This is a genomic window from Thermobifida halotolerans, assembly GCF_003574835.2.
Lineage (GTDB): Bacteria > Actinomycetota > Actinomycetes > Streptosporangiales > Streptosporangiaceae > Thermobifida > Thermobifida halotolerans.
In genome coordinates this window covers 4,372,196-4,394,880 of sequence record NZ_CP063196.1, presented here as the reverse complement: position 1 = coordinate 4,394,880, position 22,685 = coordinate 4,372,196, and the positions used below count along the sequence as shown (strand labels likewise).

Annotated in this window: 16 protein-coding genes, 1 tRNA gene and 3 rRNA genes; 10 read left to right on the top strand and 10 right to left on the bottom strand. The window is 65.3% G+C overall.

Going from position 1 to position 22,685, the window contains the following annotated elements:
* The first annotated feature begins 94 nt into the window (after positions 1 to 94).
* The 4 genes from idi (at position 95) to rrf (ending at position 6,487) form a co-directional block, all read left to right on the top strand.
* Positions 95 to 637 (top strand): isopentenyl-diphosphate Delta-isomerase, encoded by a 543-nt coding sequence (idi, locus tag NI17_RS19680; RefSeq protein ID WP_068693902.1) that lies wholly within the window; start codon positions 95 to 97, stop codon positions 635 to 637.
* Positions 638 to 1,294: 657 nt separating this feature from the next.
* Positions 1,295 to 2,828 (top strand): 16S ribosomal RNA (locus NI17_RS19675).
* Between the two features lie 368 nt (positions 2,829 to 3,196).
* Positions 3,197 to 6,284: ribosomal RNA gene (locus tag NI17_RS19670) — 23S ribosomal RNA — on the top strand.
* An 86-nt stretch (positions 6,285 to 6,370) separates the two neighbouring features.
* Positions 6,371 to 6,487 (top strand): 5S ribosomal RNA (rrf, locus tag NI17_RS19665).
* Together the 16S, 23S and 5S rRNA genes form the textbook arrangement of a ribosomal RNA operon.
* A 462-nt stretch (positions 6,488 to 6,949) precedes the next feature.
* Here rrf and NI17_RS19660 read toward each other — a convergent pair.
* Both NI17_RS19660 and NI17_RS19655 read right to left on the bottom strand, forming a co-directional pair.
* Entirely contained in the window at positions 6,950 to 7,984 is a 1,035-nt protein-coding gene (locus tag NI17_RS19660; RefSeq protein ID WP_068691376.1) for a DNA topoisomerase IB, read from the bottom strand.
* Positions 7,985 to 8,415: 431 nt separating this feature from the next.
* Positions 8,416 to 8,724, bottom strand: a complete 309-nt coding sequence (locus NI17_RS19655) for a hypothetical protein (RefSeq protein ID WP_068691377.1) — start codon at positions 8,722 to 8,724, stop codon at positions 8,416 to 8,418.
* A 399-nt stretch (positions 8,725 to 9,123) separates the two neighbouring features.
* On the opposite strand from NI17_RS19655, the gene NI17_RS19650 reads away from it, so the two are divergent.
* The 4 genes from NI17_RS19650 to NI17_RS19635 all read left to right on the top strand — a co-directional run bounded on the left by NI17_RS19650 (position 9,124) and on the right by NI17_RS19635 (position 11,559).
* Positions 9,124 to 9,954, top strand: coding sequence for a helix-turn-helix domain-containing protein (locus NI17_RS19650; RefSeq protein ID WP_084012604.1), 831 nt, complete (start codon positions 9,124 to 9,126; stop codon positions 9,952 to 9,954).
* A 303-nt stretch (positions 9,955 to 10,257) separates the two neighbouring features.
* On the top strand, positions 10,258 to 10,380 hold the full coding sequence (locus tag NI17_RS19645) for a DLW-39 family protein (RefSeq protein WP_211329501.1): 123 nt from the start codon (positions 10,258 to 10,260) through the stop codon (positions 10,378 to 10,380).
* 138 nt (positions 10,381 to 10,518) lie between these two features.
* Positions 10,519 to 10,594, top strand: a tRNA-Ala gene (locus tag NI17_RS19640).
* 359 nt (positions 10,595 to 10,953) lie between these two features.
* Positions 10,954 to 11,559, top strand: coding sequence for a DUF1707 and DUF4870 domain-containing protein (locus NI17_RS19635; RefSeq protein WP_243597550.1), 606 nt, complete (start codon positions 10,954 to 10,956; stop codon positions 11,557 to 11,559).
* Positions 11,560 to 11,658: 99 nt separating this feature from the next.
* Here the strand turns inward: NI17_RS19635 and NI17_RS19630 are convergent, their stop codons facing one another.
* On the bottom strand, positions 11,659 to 12,219 hold the full coding sequence (locus NI17_RS19630) for a hypothetical protein (RefSeq protein WP_068691382.1): 561 nt from the start codon (positions 12,217 to 12,219) through the stop codon (positions 11,659 to 11,661).
* 255 nt (positions 12,220 to 12,474) lie between these two features.
* On the opposite strand from NI17_RS19630, the gene NI17_RS19625 reads away from it, so the two are divergent.
* Positions 12,475 to 13,002 carry a peptidylprolyl isomerase gene (locus tag NI17_RS19625; protein ID WP_068691384.1) on the top strand — a complete coding sequence of 176 codons (528 nt, stop codon included), beginning with the start codon at positions 12,475 to 12,477 and terminating at the stop codon, positions 13,000 to 13,002.
* Positions 13,003 to 13,194: 192 nt separating this feature from the next.
* The gene (locus NI17_RS19620; protein WP_234401929.1) at positions 13,195 to 13,902 is read left to right on the top strand and encodes a rhomboid family intramembrane serine protease; all 708 of its coding nucleotides are present in this window, start codon (positions 13,195 to 13,197) and stop codon (positions 13,900 to 13,902) included.
* A gap of 194 nt (positions 13,903 to 14,096) precedes the next feature.
* Here NI17_RS19620 and NI17_RS19615 read toward each other — a convergent pair whose 3' ends face one another.
* The 7 genes from NI17_RS19615 to NI17_RS19585 all read right to left on the bottom strand — a co-directional run bounded on the left by NI17_RS19615 (position 14,097) and on the right by NI17_RS19585 (position 22,651).
* Positions 14,097 to 14,357 carry a cell division protein CrgA gene (locus tag NI17_RS19615; protein WP_068691388.1) on the bottom strand — a complete coding sequence of 87 codons (261 nt, stop codon included), beginning with the start codon at positions 14,355 to 14,357 and terminating at the stop codon, positions 14,097 to 14,099.
* A 165-nt stretch (positions 14,358 to 14,522) separates the two neighbouring features.
* Positions 14,523 to 16,337 carry a Stk1 family PASTA domain-containing Ser/Thr kinase gene (gene pknB / locus NI17_RS19610; RefSeq protein ID WP_068691390.1) on the bottom strand — a complete coding sequence of 605 codons (1,815 nt, stop codon included), beginning with the start codon at positions 16,335 to 16,337 and terminating at the stop codon, positions 14,523 to 14,525.
* A 54-nt stretch (positions 16,338 to 16,391) separates the two neighbouring features.
* Positions 16,392 to 17,891, bottom strand: coding sequence for a serine/threonine-protein kinase (locus NI17_RS19605; RefSeq protein ID WP_068691392.1), 1,500 nt, complete (start codon positions 17,889 to 17,891; stop codon positions 16,392 to 16,394).
* Positions 17,888 to 19,333 (bottom strand): peptidoglycan D,D-transpeptidase FtsI family protein, encoded by a 1,446-nt coding sequence (locus NI17_RS19600; protein WP_119268144.1) that lies wholly within the window; start codon positions 19,331 to 19,333, stop codon positions 17,888 to 17,890. Before NI17_RS19600 ends, NI17_RS19605 begins: the two co-directional genes overlap by 4 nt.
* Complete coding sequence (locus tag NI17_RS19595; RefSeq protein WP_068691393.1) at positions 19,330 to 20,772, bottom strand: FtsW/RodA/SpoVE family cell cycle protein; 1,443 nt, start codon at positions 20,770 to 20,772, stop codon at positions 19,330 to 19,332. The genes NI17_RS19600 and NI17_RS19595 overlap by 4 nt, the downstream gene beginning before the upstream one ends.
* On the bottom strand, positions 20,769 to 22,172 hold the full coding sequence (locus NI17_RS19590) for a Stp1/IreP family PP2C-type Ser/Thr phosphatase (protein WP_068691395.1): 1,404 nt from the start codon (positions 22,170 to 22,172) through the stop codon (positions 20,769 to 20,771). The genes NI17_RS19595 and NI17_RS19590 overlap by 4 nt, the downstream gene beginning before the upstream one ends.
* Positions 22,169 to 22,651: an FHA domain-containing protein FhaB/FipA gene (locus NI17_RS19585; protein WP_068691397.1), complete on the bottom strand. Its 483-nt coding sequence runs from the start codon at positions 22,649 to 22,651 to the stop codon at positions 22,169 to 22,171. The genes NI17_RS19590 and NI17_RS19585 overlap by 4 nt, the downstream gene beginning before the upstream one ends.
* Positions 22,652 to 22,685: the final 34 nt, after the last annotated feature.

The window sequence follows — 22,685 nt, the reverse complement described above, 5'->3', positions numbered from 1 at the left end:
TCGAAAACAGGAGACTTTCTGTGTTCCCTGTAGAACTCTAGGTAGTCAGTGTGATGGTGGCGGGTAACCTCGGGGAGAGAGTCGGGAGAAGCTGATGAGCGGTGTTGCGAGACCGGCCGGGCGGGAGAACGTGGTCCTGCTCGACGAGCTGCGTCGACCGATCGGTGCGGCGGCCAAGAGCGGAGTGCACCACGAGCGGACCCCGCTGCATCTGGCGTTCTCCTGCTACATCTTCGACTCGCGGGGCCGCTTCCTGGTCACTCGGCGCGCGCTGGACAAGCGGACCTGGCCAGGGGTGTGGACCAACTCCTGCTGCGGTCACCCGGCACCGGGAGAGGCGGTCGAGGCGGCGGTACACCGCAGGGTGCAGCAGGAGTTGGGGCTGCGGATCGAGCGGTTGCGCCTGGTCCTGCCGGATTTCCGGTACCGGGCCGTCGACGCGAGCGGTGTGGTGGAGAACGAGGTCTGCCCCGTGTACGTCGCCGCGACGGAGGACGAGCCGCAGCCTGATCCGGCGGAGGTCATGGACTGGCGGTGGGTCGACTGGCAGGCTTTTGTCGACATGGCCGAGACCGCCTCCTGGAGCATCAGCCCGTGGGCGGCGGAGCAGGCGGTCCTCCTGGACAGGGATATGTGATGCAGGTCACAGTGCTTTTGGTTGTCATGGCCGTGGAGGGCGACTAGATTTAGTCGAGTCGCCCTGGAGCCCGTGGCAACGCCCGGGCGTGGTGGCGACCTTCTCTGGGCGAACCGGACACCGCTCTGGTGGACGTGCCCAACACCCAACGGTCTTGAGCGCCTCTTTCTTCTGGCATGATTGCCATGCCGCGAGGAATTGGCGGCAATACCTTGCTCTGTGCCTCCGGAAAGGATCCGGAAACGCCGATTTGGCGGTTTCGGGGAGAGCCGGTAAAGTCCAGAGCGCAACGGAGCGGAACGGCGGAATGGTTTCTGCGGGGAAACTCCGGCCGGTTTCTTCTCCGGTGGTTTTCCGGATCGGCGCGAATTTGCGCCGGGGCGGGGAGCTGCTAGAGTCGGAACCGACAACGAAGCGGGAATGCCGCGGCTGGGGAAGAGCCTGGTGGCTTGTGGACGGTCGGCGGTTGTTTCTTGAGAACTCAACAGCGCGTGTTTGTTTTTACAGCCGAGTTTGTGATTTTGGCTCCTGCCACTCCTTCGGTTTGAGGGGGTGGGGGTTCCTTTGATCGGCACCCTGGTTTGGGTGTCTGGTTGGGATGAGCCTCTGTTTCAGGTTTGCCGCCTTCGGGGTTGCTCGGGGGTTGGTGTTTGGCCTTTGATGGAGAGTTTGATCCTGGCTCAGGACGAACGCTGGCGGCGTGCTTAACACATGCAAGTCGAGCGGTAAGGCCCCTTCGGGGGTACACGAGCGGCGAACGGGTGAGTAACACGTGAGTAACCTGCCCCTGACTCTGGGATAAGCCCGGGAAACCGGGTCTAATACCGGATATGACTCCTGCCTGCATGGGTGGGGGTGGAAAGTTGTTTCGGTTGGGGATGGGCTCGCGGCCTATCAGCTTGTTGGTGGGGTGATGGCCTACCAAGGCGATGACGGGTAGCCGGCCTGAGAGGGCGACCGGCCACACTGGGACTGAGACACGGCCCAGACTCCTGCGGGAGGCAGCAGTGGGGAATATTGCGCAATGGGCGGAAGCCTGACGCAGCGACGCCGCGTGGGGGATGACGGCCTTCGGGTTGTAAACCTCTTTTACCACTGACGTAGGCTTCCAGTGTTCTGGGGGTTGACGGTAGGTGGGGAATAAGGACCGGCTAACTACGTGCCAGCAGCCGCGGTAATACGTAGGGTCCGAGCGTTGTCCGGAATTATTGGGCGTAAAGAGCTCGTAGGCGGCTTGTCGCGTCTGCTGTGAAAGCCCGGGGCTTAACTTCGGGTGTGCAGTGGATACGGGCAGGCTTGAGGTAGGTAGGGGAGACTGGAATTCCTGGTGTAGCGGTGAAATGCGCAGATATCAGGAGGAACACCGGTGGCGAAGGCGGGTCTCTGGGCCTTACCTGACGCTGAGGAGCGAAAGCGTGGGGAGCGAACAGGATTAGATACCCTGGTAGTCCACGCTGTAAACGTTGGGCGCTAGGTGTGGGGACTTTCCACGGTTTCCGTGCCGTAGCTAACGCATTAAGCGCCCCGCCTGGGGAGTACGGCCGCAAGGCTAAAACTCAAAGGAATTGACGGGGGCCCGCACAAGCGGCGGAGCATGTTGCTTAATTCGACGCAACGCGAAGAACCTTACCAAGGTTTGACATCACCGGTAATCCTGCAGAGATGTGGGGTCCTTCGGGGATCGGTGACAGGTGGTGCATGGCTGTCGTCAGCTCGTGTCGTGAGATGTTGGGTTAAGTCCCGCAACGAGCGCAACCCTTGTTCCATGTTGCCAGCACGTGATGGTGGGGACTCATGGGAGACTGCCGGGGTCAACTCGGAGGAAGGTGGGGATGACGTCAAGTCATCATGCCCCTTATGTCTTGGGCTGCAAACATGCTACAATGGCCGGTACAGAGGGCGTGCGATGTCGTGAGGCGGAGCGAATCTCTTAAAGCCGGTCTCAGTTCGGATTGGGGTCTGCAACTCGACCCCATGAAGGTGGAGTCGCTAGTAATCGCGGATCAGCAACGCCGCGGTGAATACGTTCCCGGGCCTTGTACACACCGCCCGTCACGTCACGAAAGTCGGCAACACCCGAAACGCGTGGCCTAACCCTTCGGGGAGGGAGCGTGTGAAGGTGGGGCTGGTGATTGGGACGAAGTCGTAACAAGGTAGCCGTACCGGAAGGTGCGGCTGGATCACCTCCTTTCTAAGGAGCTTTTCGAGCCAACCGTTTTGTCGATGGGTTGGCGGGCTCGTGAGTGGAACCAGCTCTGGTGTCGCCGGTTGTCGGTGGCCGGGGTCTGGTACTCGGTTGTGAGAGCGAACTTCCCCTGCTGGGTCTTTGTGGTCTGGTGGGGGCGCGCTGTTGGGTGTCTGAGGGAGCAACCGTGTTTCCTTGGTGTCCTGCCCGGGTGGGTGGGGTGCTGGGTGGTTGTTTCCGCGGGTGCCATCCCGACGAACTCCGGGTGGGGTTTGGTTGGACGTGGGTCTGGTTGGGTCCTGTCTGGTGGTGGTCGGGTGTGTGGTGTGTGTTTTGATTTGTGGATAGTGTGCGCGAGCATCTTGTTTCTGTGGTGGCCAAGCGAGAGTGGCATACGGTGGATGCCTTGGCACCAGGCGCCGATGAAGGACGTGGGAGGCCGCGATAGTCCACGGGGAGTTGTCAACCGGGCGTTGATCCGTGGGTGTCCGAATGGGGAAACCTGGCGTGCGTTATGGCACGTCGCCGCTGTCTGAATGTATAGGGCAGTTGGTGGTGACGCGGGGAAGTGAAACATCTCAGTACCCGCAGGAAGAGAAAACAACAGTGATTCCCTGAGTAGTGGTGAGCGAAAGGGGATGGTGGCTAAACCGCATGCGTGGTAAAGACGGCAGTCGTTGCGTGTGTGGGGTTGTGGGGCGTGTCTGTCTGGGTCTGCCGGCCTGGAGCGCTTGTGTCGTGGGTAGTCGAAACCGGTGGGAAACGGTACCGGAGTGGGTGAGAGTCCCGTAGGCGAAGCCTGTCGGCATGGTGTTGGATGTGTTCCCGAGTAGCGCGGAGCCCGAGGAATTCCGTGTGAATCTGGCAGGACCACCTGCTAAGCCTGAATACGTCCTGGTGACCGATAGTGGACGAGTACCGTGAGGGAAAGGTGAAAAGTGCCCCGGTGAGGGGTTGTGAAAGAGTACCTGAAACCGTGTGCTGTCAAGCCGTCAGAGCCTGTCTTTTGGGGTGGGTGATGGCGTGCCTTTTGAAGAATGAGCCTGCGAGTCATGGTGTGTGGCGAGGTTAACCCGGGTGGGGGAGCCGTAGCGAAAGCGAGTCTGAAGAGGGCGTTTGAGTCGCATGCTGTGGACCCGAAGCGGGGTGATCTACCCATGTCCAGGGTGAAGCGGGGGTAAGACCTCGTGGAGGCCCGAACCCACCAGGGTTGAAAACCTGGGGGATGAGGTGTGGGTAGGGGTGAAAGGCCAATCAAACTCCGTGATAGCTGGTTCTCCCCGAAATGCATTTAGGTGCAGCGTTGCGTGGTGCTTGCCGGAGGTAGAGCGACTGGTTGGCTGATGGGCCCGACAAGGTTACTGAGGTCAGCTAAACTCCGAATGCCGGTGAAGTTGAGCGTGGCAGTGAGACTGCGGGGGATAAGCTTCGTGGTCGAGAGGGAAACAGCCCAGATCATCGGCTAAGGCCCCTAAGCGTGTGCTAAGTGGGAAAGGTTGTGTAGTTGCTGAGACAGCCAGGAGGTTGGCTTAGAAGCAGCCATCCTTGAAAGAGTGCGTAATAGCTCACTGGTCGAGTGATTGTGCGCCGATAATGTAGCGGGGCTTAAGCACACCGCCGAAGCCGTGGATGCCAGGTTTTCCTGGTGTGGTAGGGGAGCGTCCTGCGTGGGGTGAAGCCGTGGAGTGATCCGGGGTGGACTGCGTGGGAGTGAGAATGCAGGCATGAGTAGCGAAACACGCGTGAGAAACGTGTGCGCCGATTGACTAAGGGTTCCTGGGGCAGGTTAATCCGCCCAGGGTGAGTCGGGGCCTAAGGCGAGGCCGACAGGCGTAGTCGATGGATAACGGGTTGATATTCCCGTACCCGTCCGCATGCGCCCGATACCGAGGCTTCTGATGCTAACCACCACCGGCGCTGCTGTTGTCTTCGGATGATGGTGGGTGTCGGCGTGGGGTCCGAGGAGGTAGTAGGTAAGTGATGGGGTGACGCAGGGGGGTAGCTCTACCGGGCGGTGGTTGTCCCGGGTCAAGCGTGTAGCCCGGAGTGCAGGTAAATCCGTGCTCCGTTACAGGGGTGAGGCGTGATGTCGAGGCGTTGAGCCGAAGTGAGTGATCCCGTACTGTCGAGAAAAGCCTCTAGCGAGTGTGTGGGCGGCCCGTACCCGAAACCGACGCAGGTGGTCTGGTAGAGAATACCGAGGCGTTCGGGTGAACCATGGTTAAGGAACTCGGCAAATTGTCCCCGTAACTTTGGGAGAAGGGGAGCCCTGTCTGGTGATGGACTGTGCGTCCGGAGCTGGGTGGGGTCGCAGAGGCCAGGGGGAAGCGACTGTTTACTAAAAACACAGGTCCGTGCGAAGTCGTAAGACGCGGTATACGGACTGACGCCTGCCCGGTGCCGGAACGTTAAGAGGACCGGTTAGACCTTCGGGTCGAGGCTGGGAATCTAAGCGCCGGTAAACGGCGGTGGTAACTATAACCATCCTAAGGTAGCGAAATTCCTTGTCGGGTAAGTTCCGACCTGCACGAATGGCGTAACGACTTCCCCGCTGTCTCAACCGTGGGCCCGGTGAAATTGCACTACGAGTAAAGATGCTCGTTTCGCGCAGCAGGACGGAAAGACCCCGGGACCTTCACTACAGCTTGACATTGGTGTTTGGGATGGTTTGTGTAGGATAGGTGGGAGCCGGTGAAGCTCGGACGCTAGTTCGGGTGGAGGCGTTGGTGAAATACCACTCTGGCTGTTTCGGGCATCTAACCTGGGGCCGTGATCCGGTTCGGGGACAGTGTCTGGTGGGTAGTTTAACTGGGGCGGTTGCCTCCTAAAGGGTAACGGAGGCGCCCAAAGGTTCCCTCGGCCTGGTTGGCAATCAGGTGGTGAGTGTAAGTGCACAAGGGAGCTTGACTGTGAGACGGACGTGTCGAGCAGGTGCGAAAGCAGGGACTAGTGATCCGGCGTCGGCGTGTGGAAGCGGCGTCGCTCAACGGCTAAAAGGTACCCCGGGGATAACAGGCTGATCTTCCCCAAGAGTCCGTATCGACGGGATGGTTTGGCACCTCGATGTCGGCTCGTCGCATCCTGGGGCTGGAGTTGGTCCCAAGGGTTGGGCTGTTCGCCCATTAAAGCGGCACGCGAGCTGGGTTTAGAACGTCGTGAGACAGTTCGGTCCCTATCCGCTGCGCGCGTTGGAGACTTGAGAAGGGCTGTCCCTAGTACGAGAGGACCGGGATGGACGAACCTCTGGTGTGCCAGTTGTCCCGCCAGGGGCATGGCTGGTTGGCTACGTTCGGGAGAGATAACCGCTGAAAGCATCTAAGCGGGAAGCTTGCTTCGAGATGAGGTCTCCTTCCACTTCGAGTGGGTAAGGCTCCCCAGAGATGATGGGGTTGATAGGCTGGATGTGGAAGCCCTGTGAGGGGTGGAGCTGACCGGTACTAATCGGCCGAGGGCTTGTCCACCGCAGATGCTGGGTGCTCGCGCACGTTGTTCATGTTGAGGTTTCCTGCTTGCATGCTTTTGTTGGGTGTGTGGGTGGGTGTGAGGGTTACGGCGGTCATAGCGGGCGGGGTCCACCCGGTCCCTTTCCGAACCCGGTAGTTAAGCCGTCCAGCGCCGATGGTACTGCCTCTTTGGTGGGGTGGGAGAGTAGGTCGCCGCCGTACACAGTGTTGGAGAGGGGCCGCCCCCGCAAGGGGCGGCCCCTCTCTTTTTTTGCGTTGGGGGATGTTCTGAAGGCGGGACCCTCACCCACTCACTGAGGTGTGAGTGTTCGGTTCTGCGGTGGGCGCGGGGGTCCCGGGGATGGGTGAGGTATTCCACCCCGGCCGTCCGGGGCGGGCCACCACCGGCTGGCCGCGCCTGGTCGAGGCGCCCCCGGCGCCGAGTCCAGGCGCGCCCCCACAGACGGAACAGCCGCAAGAACACCAGCCACCCCAGGAGGGCAGCGCCCTGTGGTGCGGGTGGGTGATCCGAGTGCGGGTGGGTGGGGCCGTGTCCGGACTCGGCGCCGGGGGCGCCTCGACCGGCCACCGGCAACCTGTGGTGTCCCGCTTCTGGAGAGTTCCGTGGAATGCCTCGACCTCGCCGGGGGTGCGGCTGAATCGCATCCGCCGCCAACCCGGCTGTCAAACCTCGGTCAGCAGTTCCCGCACGGCTTCCTCGACCGGTCCCTCCGTGGAGAGGTCACCGAGGTCGGTCTGCTTCCCCAGCTCGGGAAGTCGGTCCCGGACGGTCACGCCCTTCTCGAACAGCGTGAAGACCCGAGGATCGATGTAGGAGGCCCGTGCCACCGCCGGCGTGTTTCGCAGGTAACCGGCGACCTCCTTGCACACCCGTGCCTCCGCGCGTCGGACCGCGGCCTCATCCTCCTCGGAGACCTCGCTGGACACCGCCAGGCCGACCGCGGCCAGCACGGTCGCGTGCCAGGTCCGGAAGTCCTTCACGCTGTACCGGTCCCCGGCGATCTCCTTCAGGTAGGCGTTGAGATCGTCGGAGGTCACCTCGTACCAGGAACCGCGGTCCCGGAACGCCAGCAGCTTCTCGCCCCTGCCGCGGTGCCGGTGCAGCCCTCTGACAACCCGGCACACCCCGGTTTCCCGCAACTCGATCTCGTTGTGCTGGCCGCCCTTCCCGGGAAAGCGGAAAACCACCTTTCTCCTGGAGCACGTCACGTGCTCGCGTAACAGGGTGGACACTCCGTAGCTCTCGTTGTTCTCGGCGTACTCGTCGTTTCCCACACGGAAGAGACCGAGGTCGATCAGCCGCAGGCCAGCGGCCAGCACCCGATCGCGGGTGAAGTCCCGCTGTGCCAGAGCGGCCCGTGTGACCTCGCGGATCTTGGGCAGGAACGTCGAGAACTCCACCACGCGGTCGTACTTCTCACGGTCCTGCCGTCGTCGCCACTCCTCGTGGTAGAGGTACTGCCTGCGACCGGCCGAGTCCACCCCCGTCGCCTGGACATGTCCCAGAGGTGAGGGACAGATCCACACGTCCCGCCAGGCCGGAGGGATTGAGAGAGCCTTGACCCGTGCGAGCTCCCGCCTGTCCAAGGGGGTTCCATCGGGAGCCAGATAACTGAACCCCCGACCACGTCTGCGCCGAGTGATCCCAGGAGACTCCAGGTCACTCTCGTGGATCGGTGCCGACGGGCCGGTGTCCATGTCGAGGCTGGCTACCCCCGAGCTTCCTCGGGAAACCGGCAGTCACGCTCTGGCGAGGCGGCTGTTCACAGGCGTGCGGGAGAAGTGCGCCCACCACTGTGCGGTGACAGCGGACCCACCAGCCGATGACAACGGCTCGCCAGAGGGTGCGGAGTGTTTCGACCAGGAATACGGAGAAGGGGCGTCACTCCTCTTCGGAGTCCGCCCCCACCGGTACTTCGAGCAACTGGCGCACCAGCGCTATGAACTCTTCGTCGCTCATCGCGGCCCAGTCCACATGCTCATTCATGATGACGCGGTTCCCCGGTTGCAAGATCAATAAGCATGCCCCGAGACCAAAACCCGGAAGAAACTGTGTGAAATCCTGGTTTCAGGTGTTTTGCGTATGGGGTTTACCGGTCTGACCTGCGCATATTCAAAGTGCGACGGAATCAGATACGCCGCTGGAGGGCAGCGCGGCAGTCGGGACAGCGGCAGCGCTTGTTGTAACCGGTGACGGTGCCGTGCGGTAGTCCAGGGTCGCGTTCGGCCGTGAGCGTGGCGTCGAGCTGGGCGCCGAACGCACCGAGAACACGCGCGGCCGAGAACACCCGCTGGGGACTCACCCCCAGCTCGCGCGCGGCGTCGTCGATGTGGACCCCCATACGGAGTTTCGCGATCAGTCGTGAGCGTGTGGATGGGGGTAGCTCCTTCTCCACGGCCTCGATCAACTGCTCGGTGTCGTCAACGGGGTAGCTCATCGGTTTCCTAGGCTGCGACCGGAAGGTTTCTGGTTTCCTGGCTCATCGCATCGTACGCGGTCGATAGTCCGGACTCACCGCGTTTGCCCACAAGACCGCTGAAGGCCGGACAGGGCGAGACCGGGAACACCGGTTCGGCGCGGTCGGCGGACCGAGGAGGAACGGGTTCGGGGCGTCCGGGACGCGTCCTGTTGACCGCTCCGGTCCGTTGGGGCATGCCCGTGCGGAAGAAGAACTCCACCGGTGCGTCCGACAGGGCCTCCGCCGCGGCAGCTTCCCCAAGGGGTGGGACGCCCACCCGAGCGTCAAACAATTTCCAGGAACGCATTGCCCGTGGCTGACAGTAGTGATTCTCTGGTTACAGAGCCAGAGGTCGTCAGCGTTCCCGGACTGAAGGTCATGACCAGCCCCATTGTTCGTCGCCGTCGCCTGTCAGCGGAACTACGCCGTTGGCGTGTGCGGGCGGGTATGACACTCAGCGACGCCGCCGAGGAACTCGACTGGTCGCCGGCGAAACTCGGACACATCGAGACGGGTATTCGCAAGAAGCTCTCGATCCCCGAGGTGTCCGCGCTGCTCCAGTTGTACGGCGTGACCGGAGGGCAGCGCGAGGCCATCCTGACGCTGGCTCGGGAGGCGCGGACACGCCCGTGGTGGAGCGACTACGAGAATGTCGTCTCCTCGGCCTACGTCGGCAACGAGGCCGGTGCCGTCGCGATCGACACCTATGGCGGAGCGCTGATTCCCGACCTTCTCCAGGCACCCGAGTACACGGCTCTGCTGGCGCGCAGCAGAGGCTACAACGGCCGCCTGACCGACCGCATGGTCGCCGCCTACCTCAACCGTCAGGAGAACCTGGACCGGGACACCCTCACCCGCTATCACGCCCTGGTCGAGGAGGACGCGCTGCAGCGGGTGACCGATCCGGAAACAAGGCACGCGCAACTGAGCCGGATGATCGAGCTCGCAGAGGAGCACGAACGGGTCACCATCCAGTTGCTCTCCTCCTCGCTCGGTCCGCACGCGGGTTTCGCGGGCCCCTTCACCGTGCTGGGGTTCGACGAGGGGGAGAGTTCGCTGGTGTTCGTGGACAACCCCCACGGCGGCACGATCGTGGAGGCGGAGGCAGATGTGGCGTCCTACCAGGAGGTGTGGCATGACCTGGTCGGGATGGCAGCCGACCGGCAGGACACCGTCACCGTCCTTCGGCGCCTGGACCTGTTGACCTAGTGTGGCCACGTCGCCGGACTCCCACGGCGCGGCAACAGTCACCCACCTGCGCTTTGATCCCGGTAACGCCGAGATCAAGACGGATGGGAGGCACGCCACCGCATGCCATTCAAGGTAACAGTGCCGCGGGGTTGCTAGGCTGCTTGGGGACAAAACCATAAAGCGCTGTAAAGGCGCCTTGGCTCGGTTTGACTGGCCCAGGCGAAACCGGCCAACCAATGTCGGCCACGACTCAGCTCGGCCTGGACCGTGCGTCGAGCCTCGTCTCAAGCATCCCGAAAAGAAAGTAAAGGGGTCCTCACCGTGAAGAAGATCATCATCCTGGTGCTGGTGGCCCTCGGGGCGTTCGCCATCTACCGCAAGATCCAGGCTGACCGCGCCGAGCTGGACCTGTGGACCGAGGCCACCGCCGCCAGCGAGAACTAGTCCGACGCGTCGCCGAACTCCACCAGAGAAACCCTGGTGCCGTCCTCCGGTTGAAGGTCGCCGGTCGCCCCACACATGGCGAGAGAGCGGTATGCTCTTCAATCGTTGTCGTAGGCAATGCGACAATGACCTTGCCGAGGGGCCATAGCTCAGCTGGCAGAGCGCCGGTTTTGCATACCGGAGGTCAGGGGTTCGACTCCCCTTGGCTCCACCAGTGAACACACAGGTCAGCACAGACCACAACGGCCGCCCACTCACCAGAGGGGGCGGCCTTCGCATATCCGGCGAGGCACTTCGTCGGGGGCCATCGGTACGGGGAACCAGGACGGCCGGGCGGTCGTTGGAATCCTTGAGTGACCCCCGTCCGGACGGGCGCGCCCTCTCCTGAGGCGGCGACGGCTGCCGCGCCGGGCACACACTGCGTCGACGAGGAGCGACGGGGGTGGAAATCAGGGGATATTCAGGGGCGTCCCCGGAGTTCCGGACATCCATGATGACCGATCATGGACAGGGAGAGCACAGCTTCCTGAACGGGAAGGCCAGAGCAGAACCAGAGCGCGGCAGGGAGTGATCGTGGCCGTGTACAACCCGACGCCTCCTTCCCCCCGAGGGGGAAGTCCCGTCCCGCCGTCCCAGATGCGGGTGACCCATGCCGAGCGCGACCGTATCACCGAAGTGCTGCGGGAGGCGTACGCGGAGGGACAACTCGACGAGGAGGAGTTCGACGAACGGCTCGGCCAGGCGATGGCGGCCAAGACCAGGGGGGACCTGGAACCACTGGTCGCCGACCTGTCCGCCGTCCCGACCTCGGCGGCTACGTCTGCCATCGGAGCGCGGGGCGAACCGACGCAGACGGAACGCCTCTGGGCAATGGGCGGACACCTGTCGGGCTACTTCGTCTCCCTTCTGGGACCGCTCATCGTCCTGCTCGTCCAGGGAAACTCGCCGTACGTGCGCGCCCAGGCGTTCCAGGCGCTGAACTACCAGTTGAACATCCTCATCGCCATGGCGGTGGCGCCGATCGCCCTGTGGCTGATCGTCACCATCCCCATCTACGTCCTCATGCTGGTGGGCTGGATCGTCCTGCCACTGGTCGCGGGGGCCAGCACCCTCCTGGGAAGCAACTGGCGCTACCCGTTCACCTACCAGATCGTCAAGGACAGACGCACCACCCGGTGACGCAGCCGCACCCGGCGCCGCACAGGACCGACAAACGCCGGTGGCCCCACAGTCGGAACTGTGGGGCCACCGGCGTTCACGGCGAAGAGGCACAAAGGGCTACCGCTTGACCCGACCGTTCAGTTCACTGGAGCCCTCCGTAGCGCCCTGAGTGGTCTTCTCGTCCTCGGGGGACGTCGCGGTGTTGTTCATGAGCCTCTCACGGGTCTCACGGGCCTTGGCCGCCAACTGCTCCCTGGTGTGGCGCACCTGCTCACGAGCGTTTTCGAGGTTGGCCTGCCACTCGGCGTCCTGGGTGGCCTGGCGCAGGCGCAGCACGCCGTACACGGCGGCGAGCCCGACCGCTCCGACCCCGACGTAGACGAGAGTCCTCGGAACCCGGCGACGGCGAACGACGGGAACCGGTTCCACCTTCTGCGCGGCGGTGTTCAGGAGACCGGCCACGCGGGGCGCGACGGTGTCCTCCACCCGCTGGGCCGCGGTCTGCAGGCGGGGAGCGGTCCAGCCGCGAGCCTGCTGGATGCGCAGTGCCGCGGCCTCCCTGGCCTGCGTGGTGTATGGGGTGAGTCGTTCCGCCTGCTCCCTGGCCATTTCCTGGAAGCGGCTCAGAGCTTCTTCGGCTTCTTTCCTGGCCTGTCGACGCTGCAATGCGACTGCCACGTGGTCCTCCTCTGACTCGCGGGCTGCTGGGTGCCCTCTTCCCGAACGCCAAGGGCCTATGCCTTCGACGTCAGACCCGCAGTTCTCGACCGGTCCGTTATCAGGGTGTTATCTCAACATACGTGGTCGATACGGGTCCGATCACGCCTCAAACACCGTGTCCGGTGTCTCTTTTCAGGCTGTTCCGGCAGTCGGAGCGGCCCGGGTGAGCGGTAACGTGTCAGGGGTAAGCATCCGCAACGGAAAGGCACTCGGGTGTCTGACACCAATGGTCAGCTCTTCGCGCGGCTGAACACCACCAGGGGGACGGTCGTCGTCAAGCTCTTCCCCAGCGAGGCGCCAGAGACGGTCGCGAACTTCGTCGGTCTCGCCGAGGGGACCAAGCAGTGGGTGGACCCCCGTACGGGCAAGCCCACCACGGCCAAGCTCTACGACGGCACGGTGTTCCACCGCGTCATCAAGGGGTTCATGATCCAGGGCGGTGACCCGCTCGGAAACGGACGTGGCGGCCCCGGATACAAGTTCAAGGACGAGATCCACCCGTCACTGAAGTTCGACCGTCCCTACCTGCTGGCGATGGCCAACGCGGGACCGAACAGCAACGGATCCCAGTTCTTCGTCACCGTGGGCACCACCGACTGGCTCAACGGCAGGCACACCATCTTCGGTGAGGTCGTCGAGGGCAGCGAGGTCGTCAAGACCATCTCCGAGGTCGCCACCGACCAGATGGACAAGCCGCTGGATCCGGTCGTCCTCCAGACCGTCTCGATCGAACGCAGGTAGGCCCGACACGGTATGAGCGCCTCTCCGAGTTCCGAACCGACATCCCAGGACGCTCCGGTCTGCTACCGGCATCCGGGCCGGGAGACCTACCTCCGATGCCGCCGCTGCGACCGGCCGATCTGTCCTGACTGCATGAGGGAGGACGCGGTCGGCTTCCAGTGTGTGGAATGCGTCGCCGAGGGGAATCGGAGCGTGAGAGAGGCGCGCACCGTTTTTGGAGGAAAGCTCATCGCCAAGCCCTACGTGACCTGGACGCTGCTGGGACTCGTCGCGGTGGTGTTCGTGGCCCAAGTCGTGTCGGCCGGTTCGCTGGGGCTGGTCGCCACCCAGTACGACCCGCTCGTCGGCCAGTTCGGCATGTGGGGCGCGGCGGTGATCATAGGGGACCAGTGGTACCGCCTGATCACCGGAGCCTTCCTGCACGGCGGTGTGATGCACCTGCTGTTCAACGGCTTCGCGCTGTACATCCTGGGACCCCAGTTGGAGAACTGGCTCGGACACCTGCGCTATGCGGCCCTGTGGCTGATCAGTGCGCTCGGTGGGTCGGTGCTGGGTCTTCTGCTGCAGCCCGGGGTGATGTCGGTCGGAGCCTCGGGGGCGATCTTCGGACTGTTCGGCGCGACCTTCGTGCTCGGCAGGCGGCTGAGGCTGGACACCCGTTTCATCCTCGGCCTGCTGGTGGCCAACCTGCTGATCACCTTCCTGGTGCCGGGCATCTCCTGGACCGCGCACATCGGTGGTCTGGTGAGCGGCCTGGTCCTGGGAGTGGTGTACGCCTACCTGCCACCGAGGAGGGACAGCACCCGGCCGTGGGCGCCTGCGGCCTGGCACGTCGGACTCACCGCTGGGTACATGGTGGTTCTCGCGGTCGCGGCCGTGCTCGGGACGGTCCTGCGCTGAGACACAGAAAGAGACCCGGCCTGTTCGGCCGGGAAACCACGTCCTGGTCCTGGAGGGCGGCCTGGCTGCGGCCTTGCGCCGCTGGCGACCGCCCTGTGGATAACCCTGTGGATAACTAGTGGATCATCTGTGGACAGAACCCACAGCACCCCTATGGAGCTGGGAAAACAGCGCCACGTCCACCTTGTGGACAATCAGCGCCAGCGTGTGGAGACGATGAGCGCCAGGATGATCCCGCTGAACCCGATGGCGAGGTTCCAGTTGGGCTGGTTCTCCAGGAACGAGACCGGGACGAAGTTGCCGATGAGGTAGTAGACCCCGATCCACAGGATTCCCAGGACACCGAATGCCACCATGACCGGTGCCACCCAGCGCCCGCCGATCTTCGGCTGGGGAGCCGTCGGGGGTGGCGTGTAAACGGCCTTCTTCTTGCGCACGCTGCGGGACTTGGGCACGGTCGCTGCTCCAAAATACAGGTGGTCCGAAAGGTTATCCGGGACGGTAAGCCAGTCTAAGGCACAACCGGACGTGTGGGCGAATAACTCCCGCGACGGACCGTCATCAACGCTGGTGGGGCCGTCCGATCCACCAGGATCGGACGGCCCCGCGGTCGAGTTCGGTCACTCCTCGTTGCCGCGATAGTTCTCGAACAGATCCTCCCAGTCGTCGGAATCGGTGGGGAAGCCGTCGGGGGGAGACTGGTCGCCGTTGCCGTTACCGTTGCCCTGACCGGGCTGCTCGGTGGGCTGCTGAGGAGCCTCGGCGAAGGTCACCGTGACCGTGCCGCCCCGCTCGATCTCGGCACCCGCCTCCGGGGACTGGGAGATCGCGGTTCCCGGAGCGGCCTGGTCGGTCTCCTGGGTCTGGGCGTCGAGCGTCAGCCCCAGCTCCGCGAGCTGCTCGCTGACCTGGTCCTGGGTCATGCCCGAGAAGTTGGGCACCTGGATCCTGCTGCTGGCCTTGGCGACCACCAGGTTCACCGGAGTCCCCGGCTCGACCTCCTCGCCGGCCGCGGGATCGGTCGACAGCACCGTCCCCTGCGGCTCGTCGGACTCCTGGTGGGTGATCTCCCCGCGTTCCAGCCCCGAACGGTTGATCTCACCGAGCGCGTCGCTCTGCGTCATTCCGGTCAGGTCGGGCATCTCGATCATCTCCGGGCCGCTGGAGACCAGGATGGTGATCTGGGTGTCGGGTGCGACCGTGTCGCCCCTGGCGGGATCGGTTCCGGCGACCAGGCCTTCCTCGACCTCGCTGTCAGGCACTCCCTCCTCGTCCACCTCGGTGTTCTCGAAGCCCGCTCCCCGAAGCCTCTCCTCGGCCTCCTCGACCGTCATCCCCGACACGTCGGGGACGGTGACGTTGTCCGTGCCCGACGAGAGCAGCAGCCAGCCCAGGAAGACCGCGGCGGCCAGCACCGCGCCGCCCAGCACGATCCACAGGGCCTTGCCGCCGCCCCGACGGTCGTCCTCGTCGTCGTAGGGATAGTCGTCGTAGTCGTCGTAGTCGTCGTCACGGCGGCGGTCCCGCACCGGGGGCAGCGCGGTCGTGGCGCCGCCGTTCGCCGCGGCCAGAGCCATCGTGCTCGCCGCGGTCGGCATGCCCTGGAGACCGCGCTGGATGTCGGCGCGCATCTCCTCGGCGCTCTGGTAGCGCTGCTCCCGGTCCTTGGTCATCGCGCGCAGCACGATGGCCTCGATCCACTCCGGGATCTCCGGGTCCAGCTCCGACGGCGGGATGGGGTCCTCCCGCACGTGCTGGTAGGCGATGGACACCGGGGAGTCGCCCGTGAACGGGGGGCGGCTCGTCAGCAGTTCGTACAGCACGCAGCCGGTGGAGTAGATGTCGCTGCGCGCGTCGACCCGCTCACCGCGCGCCTGCTCCGGAGAGAGGTACTGGGCGGTGCCGATGACCTGTGAGGTCTGCGTCATCGTGGCCTGGGAGTCGTCCATGGCCCGCGCGATGCCGAAGTCCATCACCTTGACCTCGGCCTGGCGGGTCAGCATGACGTTGGCAGGCTTGATGTCGCGGTGCACGATGCCTCGGGCGTGTGCGGCCGCCAGGGCCCGCAGGATGCCGTCGGTGATCTCCAGCGTCCGCTCGGGCAGCAGACGCCGGTTGTCGTCGAGCAGCTCCTTGAGCGTGCGTCCGTCCACGTACTCCATGACGATGTACGGGATGGGAAGCCCGTCGATCATGTCCTCGCCGGTGTCGTACACGGCGATGATCGACGGATGGTTCAGCGAGGCCGCGGACTGCGCCTCCCGGCGGAACCGGGCCTGGAAGGTGTGGTCCCGGGCGAGGTCCGAGCGCAGGGTCTTGACGGCCACCAGCCGGTCGAGACGGAGGTCGCGAGCGCGGAAGACCTCGGCCATGCCACCCCGCCCGACGGGGGCCTCAAGTTGGTAGCGGCCACCAAGTAGCCGTGGCTGAGACATGTCGTGAACTGTTCCTCACGGTCGTGAAGGGACCTGAGCGGCCGTCCGCGGGCATCAGGGCAACGTGAAGTCTCTCGACTCGCTGCTGGTGTCCGTGGTCGGACCGCCAGGCGCCGCACCACCGGCGTCCGGGGCGCCCTCGCCCTCGTCGTCACCTGAATCGTCACCGGGGTCGGTCTCGGTCTCGGTGTCGTCGGGCGGGGTGGGTTCCGCGGACGGTGGCGGTGTGGTCTGTAGCTCTGGGTCCGTGGTCGGCGAGTAGCTGGGCTCCGGTTCGGTCTCGACCGGAACGTGCTGGCCGCCAGGCTCATCCGGGGCAAACGTCTCCGGATCGGTCGCTATGTCCTCGGTTTCGTCGGGGGACAGGGAAAGAGAGGGGACGACCGACCGGCTGCTGGCAGGGGTCCCATTGGGTTCAGTTTCCTTCCACGGCTGCCCGACCAGAAAGATTCCCAGCGCGACGGCTCCGACAGTTGCGATCAGAGCGAACACGACGGGCAGGTTCAGGCGGCTGTTCGGTGCTGCGGATCTCTCGGCAACTCTATCCGAGCCGCTGACCTCCGAAGGAGACCACGTCCGCGGTTGTGCTCCGGAGGGATGACCGTGGGCGGTGGCGCCGGGACCGGTCGCGGGACCGGGAAGAGCCGCGACCACCGCTGTCGCGTCGGCCGCGGACGCCAGCCCCAGCGTCTCGGTGGCGTTGCCGCTGCCCAGGACGGACCGCACGTGCTGCGCCAACCGGGCGACCTCGGCCGCGGAGGACGGGCGGTCCTGCGGGTCCTTGGCCAGCATCAGCTCCACCAGTTCACGCACCGGGAGCGGTACGGTCTCGGGCAGCGGCGGAGGCGGTTCCCGGGAGTGCGCCAGGGCCAGCGCCAGCGGGGTGTCCGCCGTGAACGGTGGCCGTCCCGCCAGGCACTCGTAGGTGACGATGCCCAGCGCGTAGATGTCGGACAGCGGGGTGGCGGGCTTTCCCGCCACCTGTTCGGGGGAGATGTACTGGGCGGTACCCATCACCATGCCGGTCTGGGTCAGAGTCACCGACTCGTTGCCGCGGGCGATGCCGAAGTCGGTGAGTTTCACCGCGCCGTCCTCGGTCACCAGCAGGTTGCCCGGCTTGATGTCGCGGTGGATGACCCCTCCGGCGTGCGCGGCGGAGAGCGCCTGCGCGGCCTGGTCCAGCACGTCCAGCGCGATGTCGGGGGAGAGTCCCGGGTTGCGCTTGATGATCGCCGACAGCGACTCGCCCGAGATCAACTCCATGACCAGGAAGGCGTAGCCGTCCTGCTCGCCGTAGTCGTAGACCTGGGCGATGTTCGGGTGGGACAGGGCCGCGGTGATCTGGGCCTCGGTGCGGAACCGCTGCTGGGAGACCGGATCGCTCACCTGGGCCAGGTGCAGCATCTTGACCGCGACGGGGCGGCTGAGCAGGATGTCGGTGGCCCGCCACACCTCGCCCATGCCGCCCACGCCGATCCGCTCGTCGAGGCGGTACCGGTCGATCAGCACCACCCCGGCCCGGGAGCCGAGGCCGCGCTCAGGGTTTCCACTCACTCGTTGATCACTGCTTCCATGATCGCTTTGGCCACGGGAGCCGCCAGGACGCCGCCGCTGGCGTTACCGCGTTCGATGACGACCGCCACCGCGACCTGGGGGTCGTCGGCGGGAGCGAAGGAGATGAACCAGTTGTGGGTGTCGCCGTCACCGACCTCGGCGGTTCCGGTCTTGCCCGCCACCTGGATGCCGGGGATCGCACCGCTCGTGCCGCTGCCCTCGTCGCCTTCGGTGACCAGGATCATGGCCTCGGTGAGCTGCTCGGCGGTGTCGGCGCTGATCGCCTCGCTGAACACCTCGGGGGTGGTGGACTCGATCTCGGACATGTCCGGGCCGAGGATCTCCTGCACCAGGTAGGGCTGCATGACGGTGCCGTCGTTGGCGACCCCGGCCGCGACCATCGCCATCTGCAGGGGGGTGGCCTCGATCTTGCCCTGCCCGATGCCCATCTGGGCGCGCAGGTTGTCGTCGGGTTCCAGGGGGGCCAGGCTCTCCGTCACCGGGAGCGGGATCTCCATCGGGCCGGAGTTGAACCCGAACGCGCTGGCCTGCTCGTGCATGGCATCGGCACCGAGTTCGATGGCCCAGTTGGCCATCGAGGTGTTGCACGAGATCTCGATCGAGTGCGCGATCGAGTCGGGCGCCCCGCCGTTGCAGGGACCGCCGAAGGCGTTGGGCAGCGAACTGCCGCCCAGCGGGATCGAGGCGGGAGCGTCGATGGTGGACTCGATGGTGTGGCCGTTCTCCAGTGCCGCGGCGGCCGTCACGATCTTGAACGTGGAACCCGGGGGGTAGCGCTCGTTGAGGACCCGGTTCAGCAGCGGTTGGTTCTCGTTGTCGGCCAGCGCGTTCCAGTTCTCGACCGAGGTGTTGACGTCGGAGAGGTCGGCCACCGAGTTCGGGTCGTAGGTGGGGATCGAGGCGGCGGCCAGGATCGCGCCGGTCTCGGGGTCGATGGCGACGGCCGCGCCCCGACCGTTGGTGGCGTTGGCCTTCAGCCCGTCCAGGGCCGCCTGCTGGGCCGCGGGGTCCAGGGTGAGCACGACCGAGGCGCCCTGCGGGTCGGTGCCGGTCAGCATGTCCAGGAAGTTGCGGACCATGAGGCTCTCGTCGGAGCCGTTGAGGTAGGAGTTGTGGGTCTGCTCGATACCGAAGTTGCCCATCGGGTTGAACACACCCACCGGGTGCGCGTACAGCTCCCCCTGGGGGTAGTCGCGCTGGTAGTACTCCTCCTCCTCGACAAACGTGGACGTGGCGATCTGCTCGTTGCCCACCACGATGGGGCCGCGTGGCAGGGAGGTCCGCTCGGCGACGTCGCGGCGGTTGAACTCGTGCTCGCGCAGCCACTCGGCCTGGAACGCCTGGATCCAGGTGGTGTTCAGCAGCAGCACCCCGAACAGCGCCAGGGAGAACACCGCGAGTCTGCGAATGGGCTTGTTCATCGGGAGATCACCTGGGTCGCCCCCTCGTCCTGGATGGCCACGGGGGCCGGTTTACGGGCGTTGTTACTCATCCGGACCAGCAGGGCGAGCATGATCCAACTGGACAGCAGCGCGGAACCACCCTTGGCCACGAAGGGGATGGTCGCACCGGTCATCGGGATGACGCGGGTGACGCCGCCGATGACCACGAAGCTCTGGAAGGCGATGAGGAACGAGATTCCCGAGGCGAACATCTTGACGAACAGCTCCCGGGAGGCCAGCGCGATGCGCATGCCCCGTTCGGCGAGCAGGGCCAGCGCGAACAGCATCACCATGAGCCCGGTGAGCCCGAGCTCCTCGCCGAACGCGCTGAAGATGAAGTCGTTCTGCACCTCGGGGACGTGACCGGGCTTGCCGCCGCCCAGTCCGGCACCCAGAATGCCGCCCTCGCCCATCGCGAACAGGCCCTGTACGAGCTGCTGACTGGTCTGTCCGGCCTGCACGCAGAAGGCGTCGGTGTTGTTGGCGATGACCTCGTCGGTGCAGAACACCTCGGGGCTGAAGGCGTCCAGCCAGGTGACCACGCGGGTCCGGAAGTGCGGGACGAACGGGTACAGCAGGGCGCAGGCGCCGAAGAACGCGCTCAGGCCCAGGATGATCCACGAGGAGCGTTGCGTGGCGACGTAGATCATCGCGAGGAAGGTGCCGAACAGCAGCAGTGAGGTGCCCAGGTCGTTCATCAGGATGACCAGGACGATGATGCAGAAGCCCCACATGACGGCCATCGGGGCCAGGTCGCGCATCCGGGGCAGTTCCAGTACCTTGATCGGACCGATCTTGACCGGCTTGCTCACGAGGGAGAGCACGTCGCGCTTGGTGACCATGTATCCGGACAGGAAGACGACCAGCGCGATCTTGGCGAACTCGGACGGCTGGAGGCTGGTGACGCCCAGGTTGATCCACTGCCGGGCACCGTTGATGGTCATGCCCAGGCCGGGGATCAGCGGGAGGAGCAGCAGGAACACCGCGCAGAGCGCCGTGAGGTAGGGGTAGCGCTGCAGGACCCGCGGCTCCTTGAGGAAGTACACGATCGCGGCGAAGACCACCAGGCTGCCCGCGGTCAGGATCAACTGGTCCATCGCGCTGCCGTTGTCGGTGCTGCCGGTGGCCTCGAACAGGCGCCACAGCATGGCGATGCCCAGTCCGTTGAGGAGGGTGGCCAGCGGCAGCAGCAGCGGGTCGGCGTAGGGCGCGAAGAAACGGATGAAGACGTGGGCCAGCAGTGTCAGACCGCCGAACAGCCCCCCGTACAGGAACAGGTTCGGCGGCATCTCACCGTTGCGGGTCAGGCTCGCCTCGATCATCGCGAACAGCGTGATGCCGATCGAGATCAGCAGCATGACCAGTTCGGCGTTACGCCGTTTGACCGGCGGCAGCGCGGTCGACAGTGCGTCGCTCATTGCTCGCCTCCCGTGTCCTGCCCACCCTGGTCCGTCTCATTGGGTTGAGACGCGGGTTCCCGGGCGGAGGTTCCTGGCGTCTGCGCCTCCTCGTCCCCTGTGGGCGCGGAGGTCGGCGCGACGCCGTTGTCGGTGTCGTCGAGGCCGCAGGAGGAGGGCTCCCGCTCACAGGCCTCGAAGGTCTCCCGCAGGGTGGCGACACGCTCCTCCGCCTCGTCGAGGCTGTCGACGGTGATGCTGCGTTCCACCGACTCGCGTTCGGTGTCGGGGAGCCCGTCCAGCGGAATGTCGGTGCGCTGTACCTCGGTCGCCAGGCTGTATCCCGCGACGTCGGTGTTGATGCCCTGGTAGATCGCGACTTCGCCGTCCTCGCTGGCACCCACGAAGTACTGGCTCGCCAGGAACTGGCGGCCGAAGTAGAAGCCGGCCCCCGCCACGATCGCCACCAGGACGAGGAAGGTGAGCACCATCGGCCACCAGCGCTGGGTGCGCGGCGGGTCGGGCTCGTCGTCCTCGGGGTCGTAGGAGGGGATGCGGTCCATCTCGGCGGTGTCGCCGGCGCCGCGCGTCAACTCCTGGGCGCGTCCGGCCGGGGTGTCGGACGTCACGGCCGGTTCCCGACGCTGGCTCGCCGCGCCGACCAGGGTGGGAGTGGCTGTCGGACCGAGCGGATCGACGGCGGTGTCGATCACGTCGGCGACCACGGCGGTGATGTTGTCGGGACCGCCGCCGCGGATGGCCAGTTCGATGAGTCGGGTCGCCGCCGTCTCGGGACTGCGCTCCGTGGCGAGCGTCTCGTGGATGGTCTCCTTGCTGACCACTCCGGACAGGCCGTCGGAGCAGAGCAGGTAACGGTCGCCGATCTGGGCCTCTCGCACGGACAGGTCCGGATCGACGCGTCCCTGGCCCTGGATGGCGCGCAGCAGGAGGGAGCGCTGGGGGTGGGTGGCGACCTCGTCCTCGGTGATCTTCCCCTCGTCCACCAGGGTCTGCACCAGGGTGTGGTCGCTGGTGATCTGCTGGAGTTCGTTGTTGCGCAGCAGGTAGGCGCGTGAGTCGCCGACGTGGACCAGGACCGTCCGCGCGCCCGACCACAGCATGGCGGTCAGCGTGGTGCCCATGTTCTCCAGGTGGGGTTCCTGGATGACCCTGCGGGCCAGCGCGTCGTTCGCCGCCGCGACGGCGTTCTCGAGGGCGCGGACCATTTCGCTGCCGGGCATGTCCTCGTCCAGGGGCATCAACGAGTGCACAGCCAGCGCGCTGGCGATCTCGCCACCCGCGTGTCCGCCCATCCCGTCGGCCACGACGAGCAGATTGGGTCCCGCGTAACCGGAGTCCTCGTTGCCCTCTCGCAGGCAGCCGACGTCGGAGTACGCCGCGTATCGAAGTGCGATGGTCATTTGCGTAGTTCCAGAACGGTCTTGCCGATGCGGATGGGCTGGCCTACGGAGACGGGCTGCGGGCGGGTCAGCCGGGCCGTGCCGAGGTAGGTGCCGTTCGTCGAACCGAGGTCCTCGACGATCCAGCGGCCGTTGTCGGGGAAGAGTCGGGCGTGCCGCCCCGAGGCGTAGTCGTCGTTGATGACGAGGGTGGAGTCCTTGGCGCGGCCGATGGTGATCGGCTGGGCGGTGAGGTCGATGGTTGTCCCCGCCAGGGGACCCTTGGTGACAACCAGGGCGCGGGGTTCGTTGCGCCGCCCGCGTGCGGGGCGGGCGGGTTTGGGGCGTCCGGCCTCTCGGCCGCCGCGGGCGGAGCCGCGTTTCTTGCTGGTGGCAGGGCCGAACAGGTCGGTGCGGATCACTCCCACCGCCATGATGATGAACAGCCACAGCACCGCGAGGAACGCGAGCTTGATCAACATGAGAGTCAACTCGGACATTGCAGTGCTCTTCAGCCCCTGTCGTGCTCCGGCT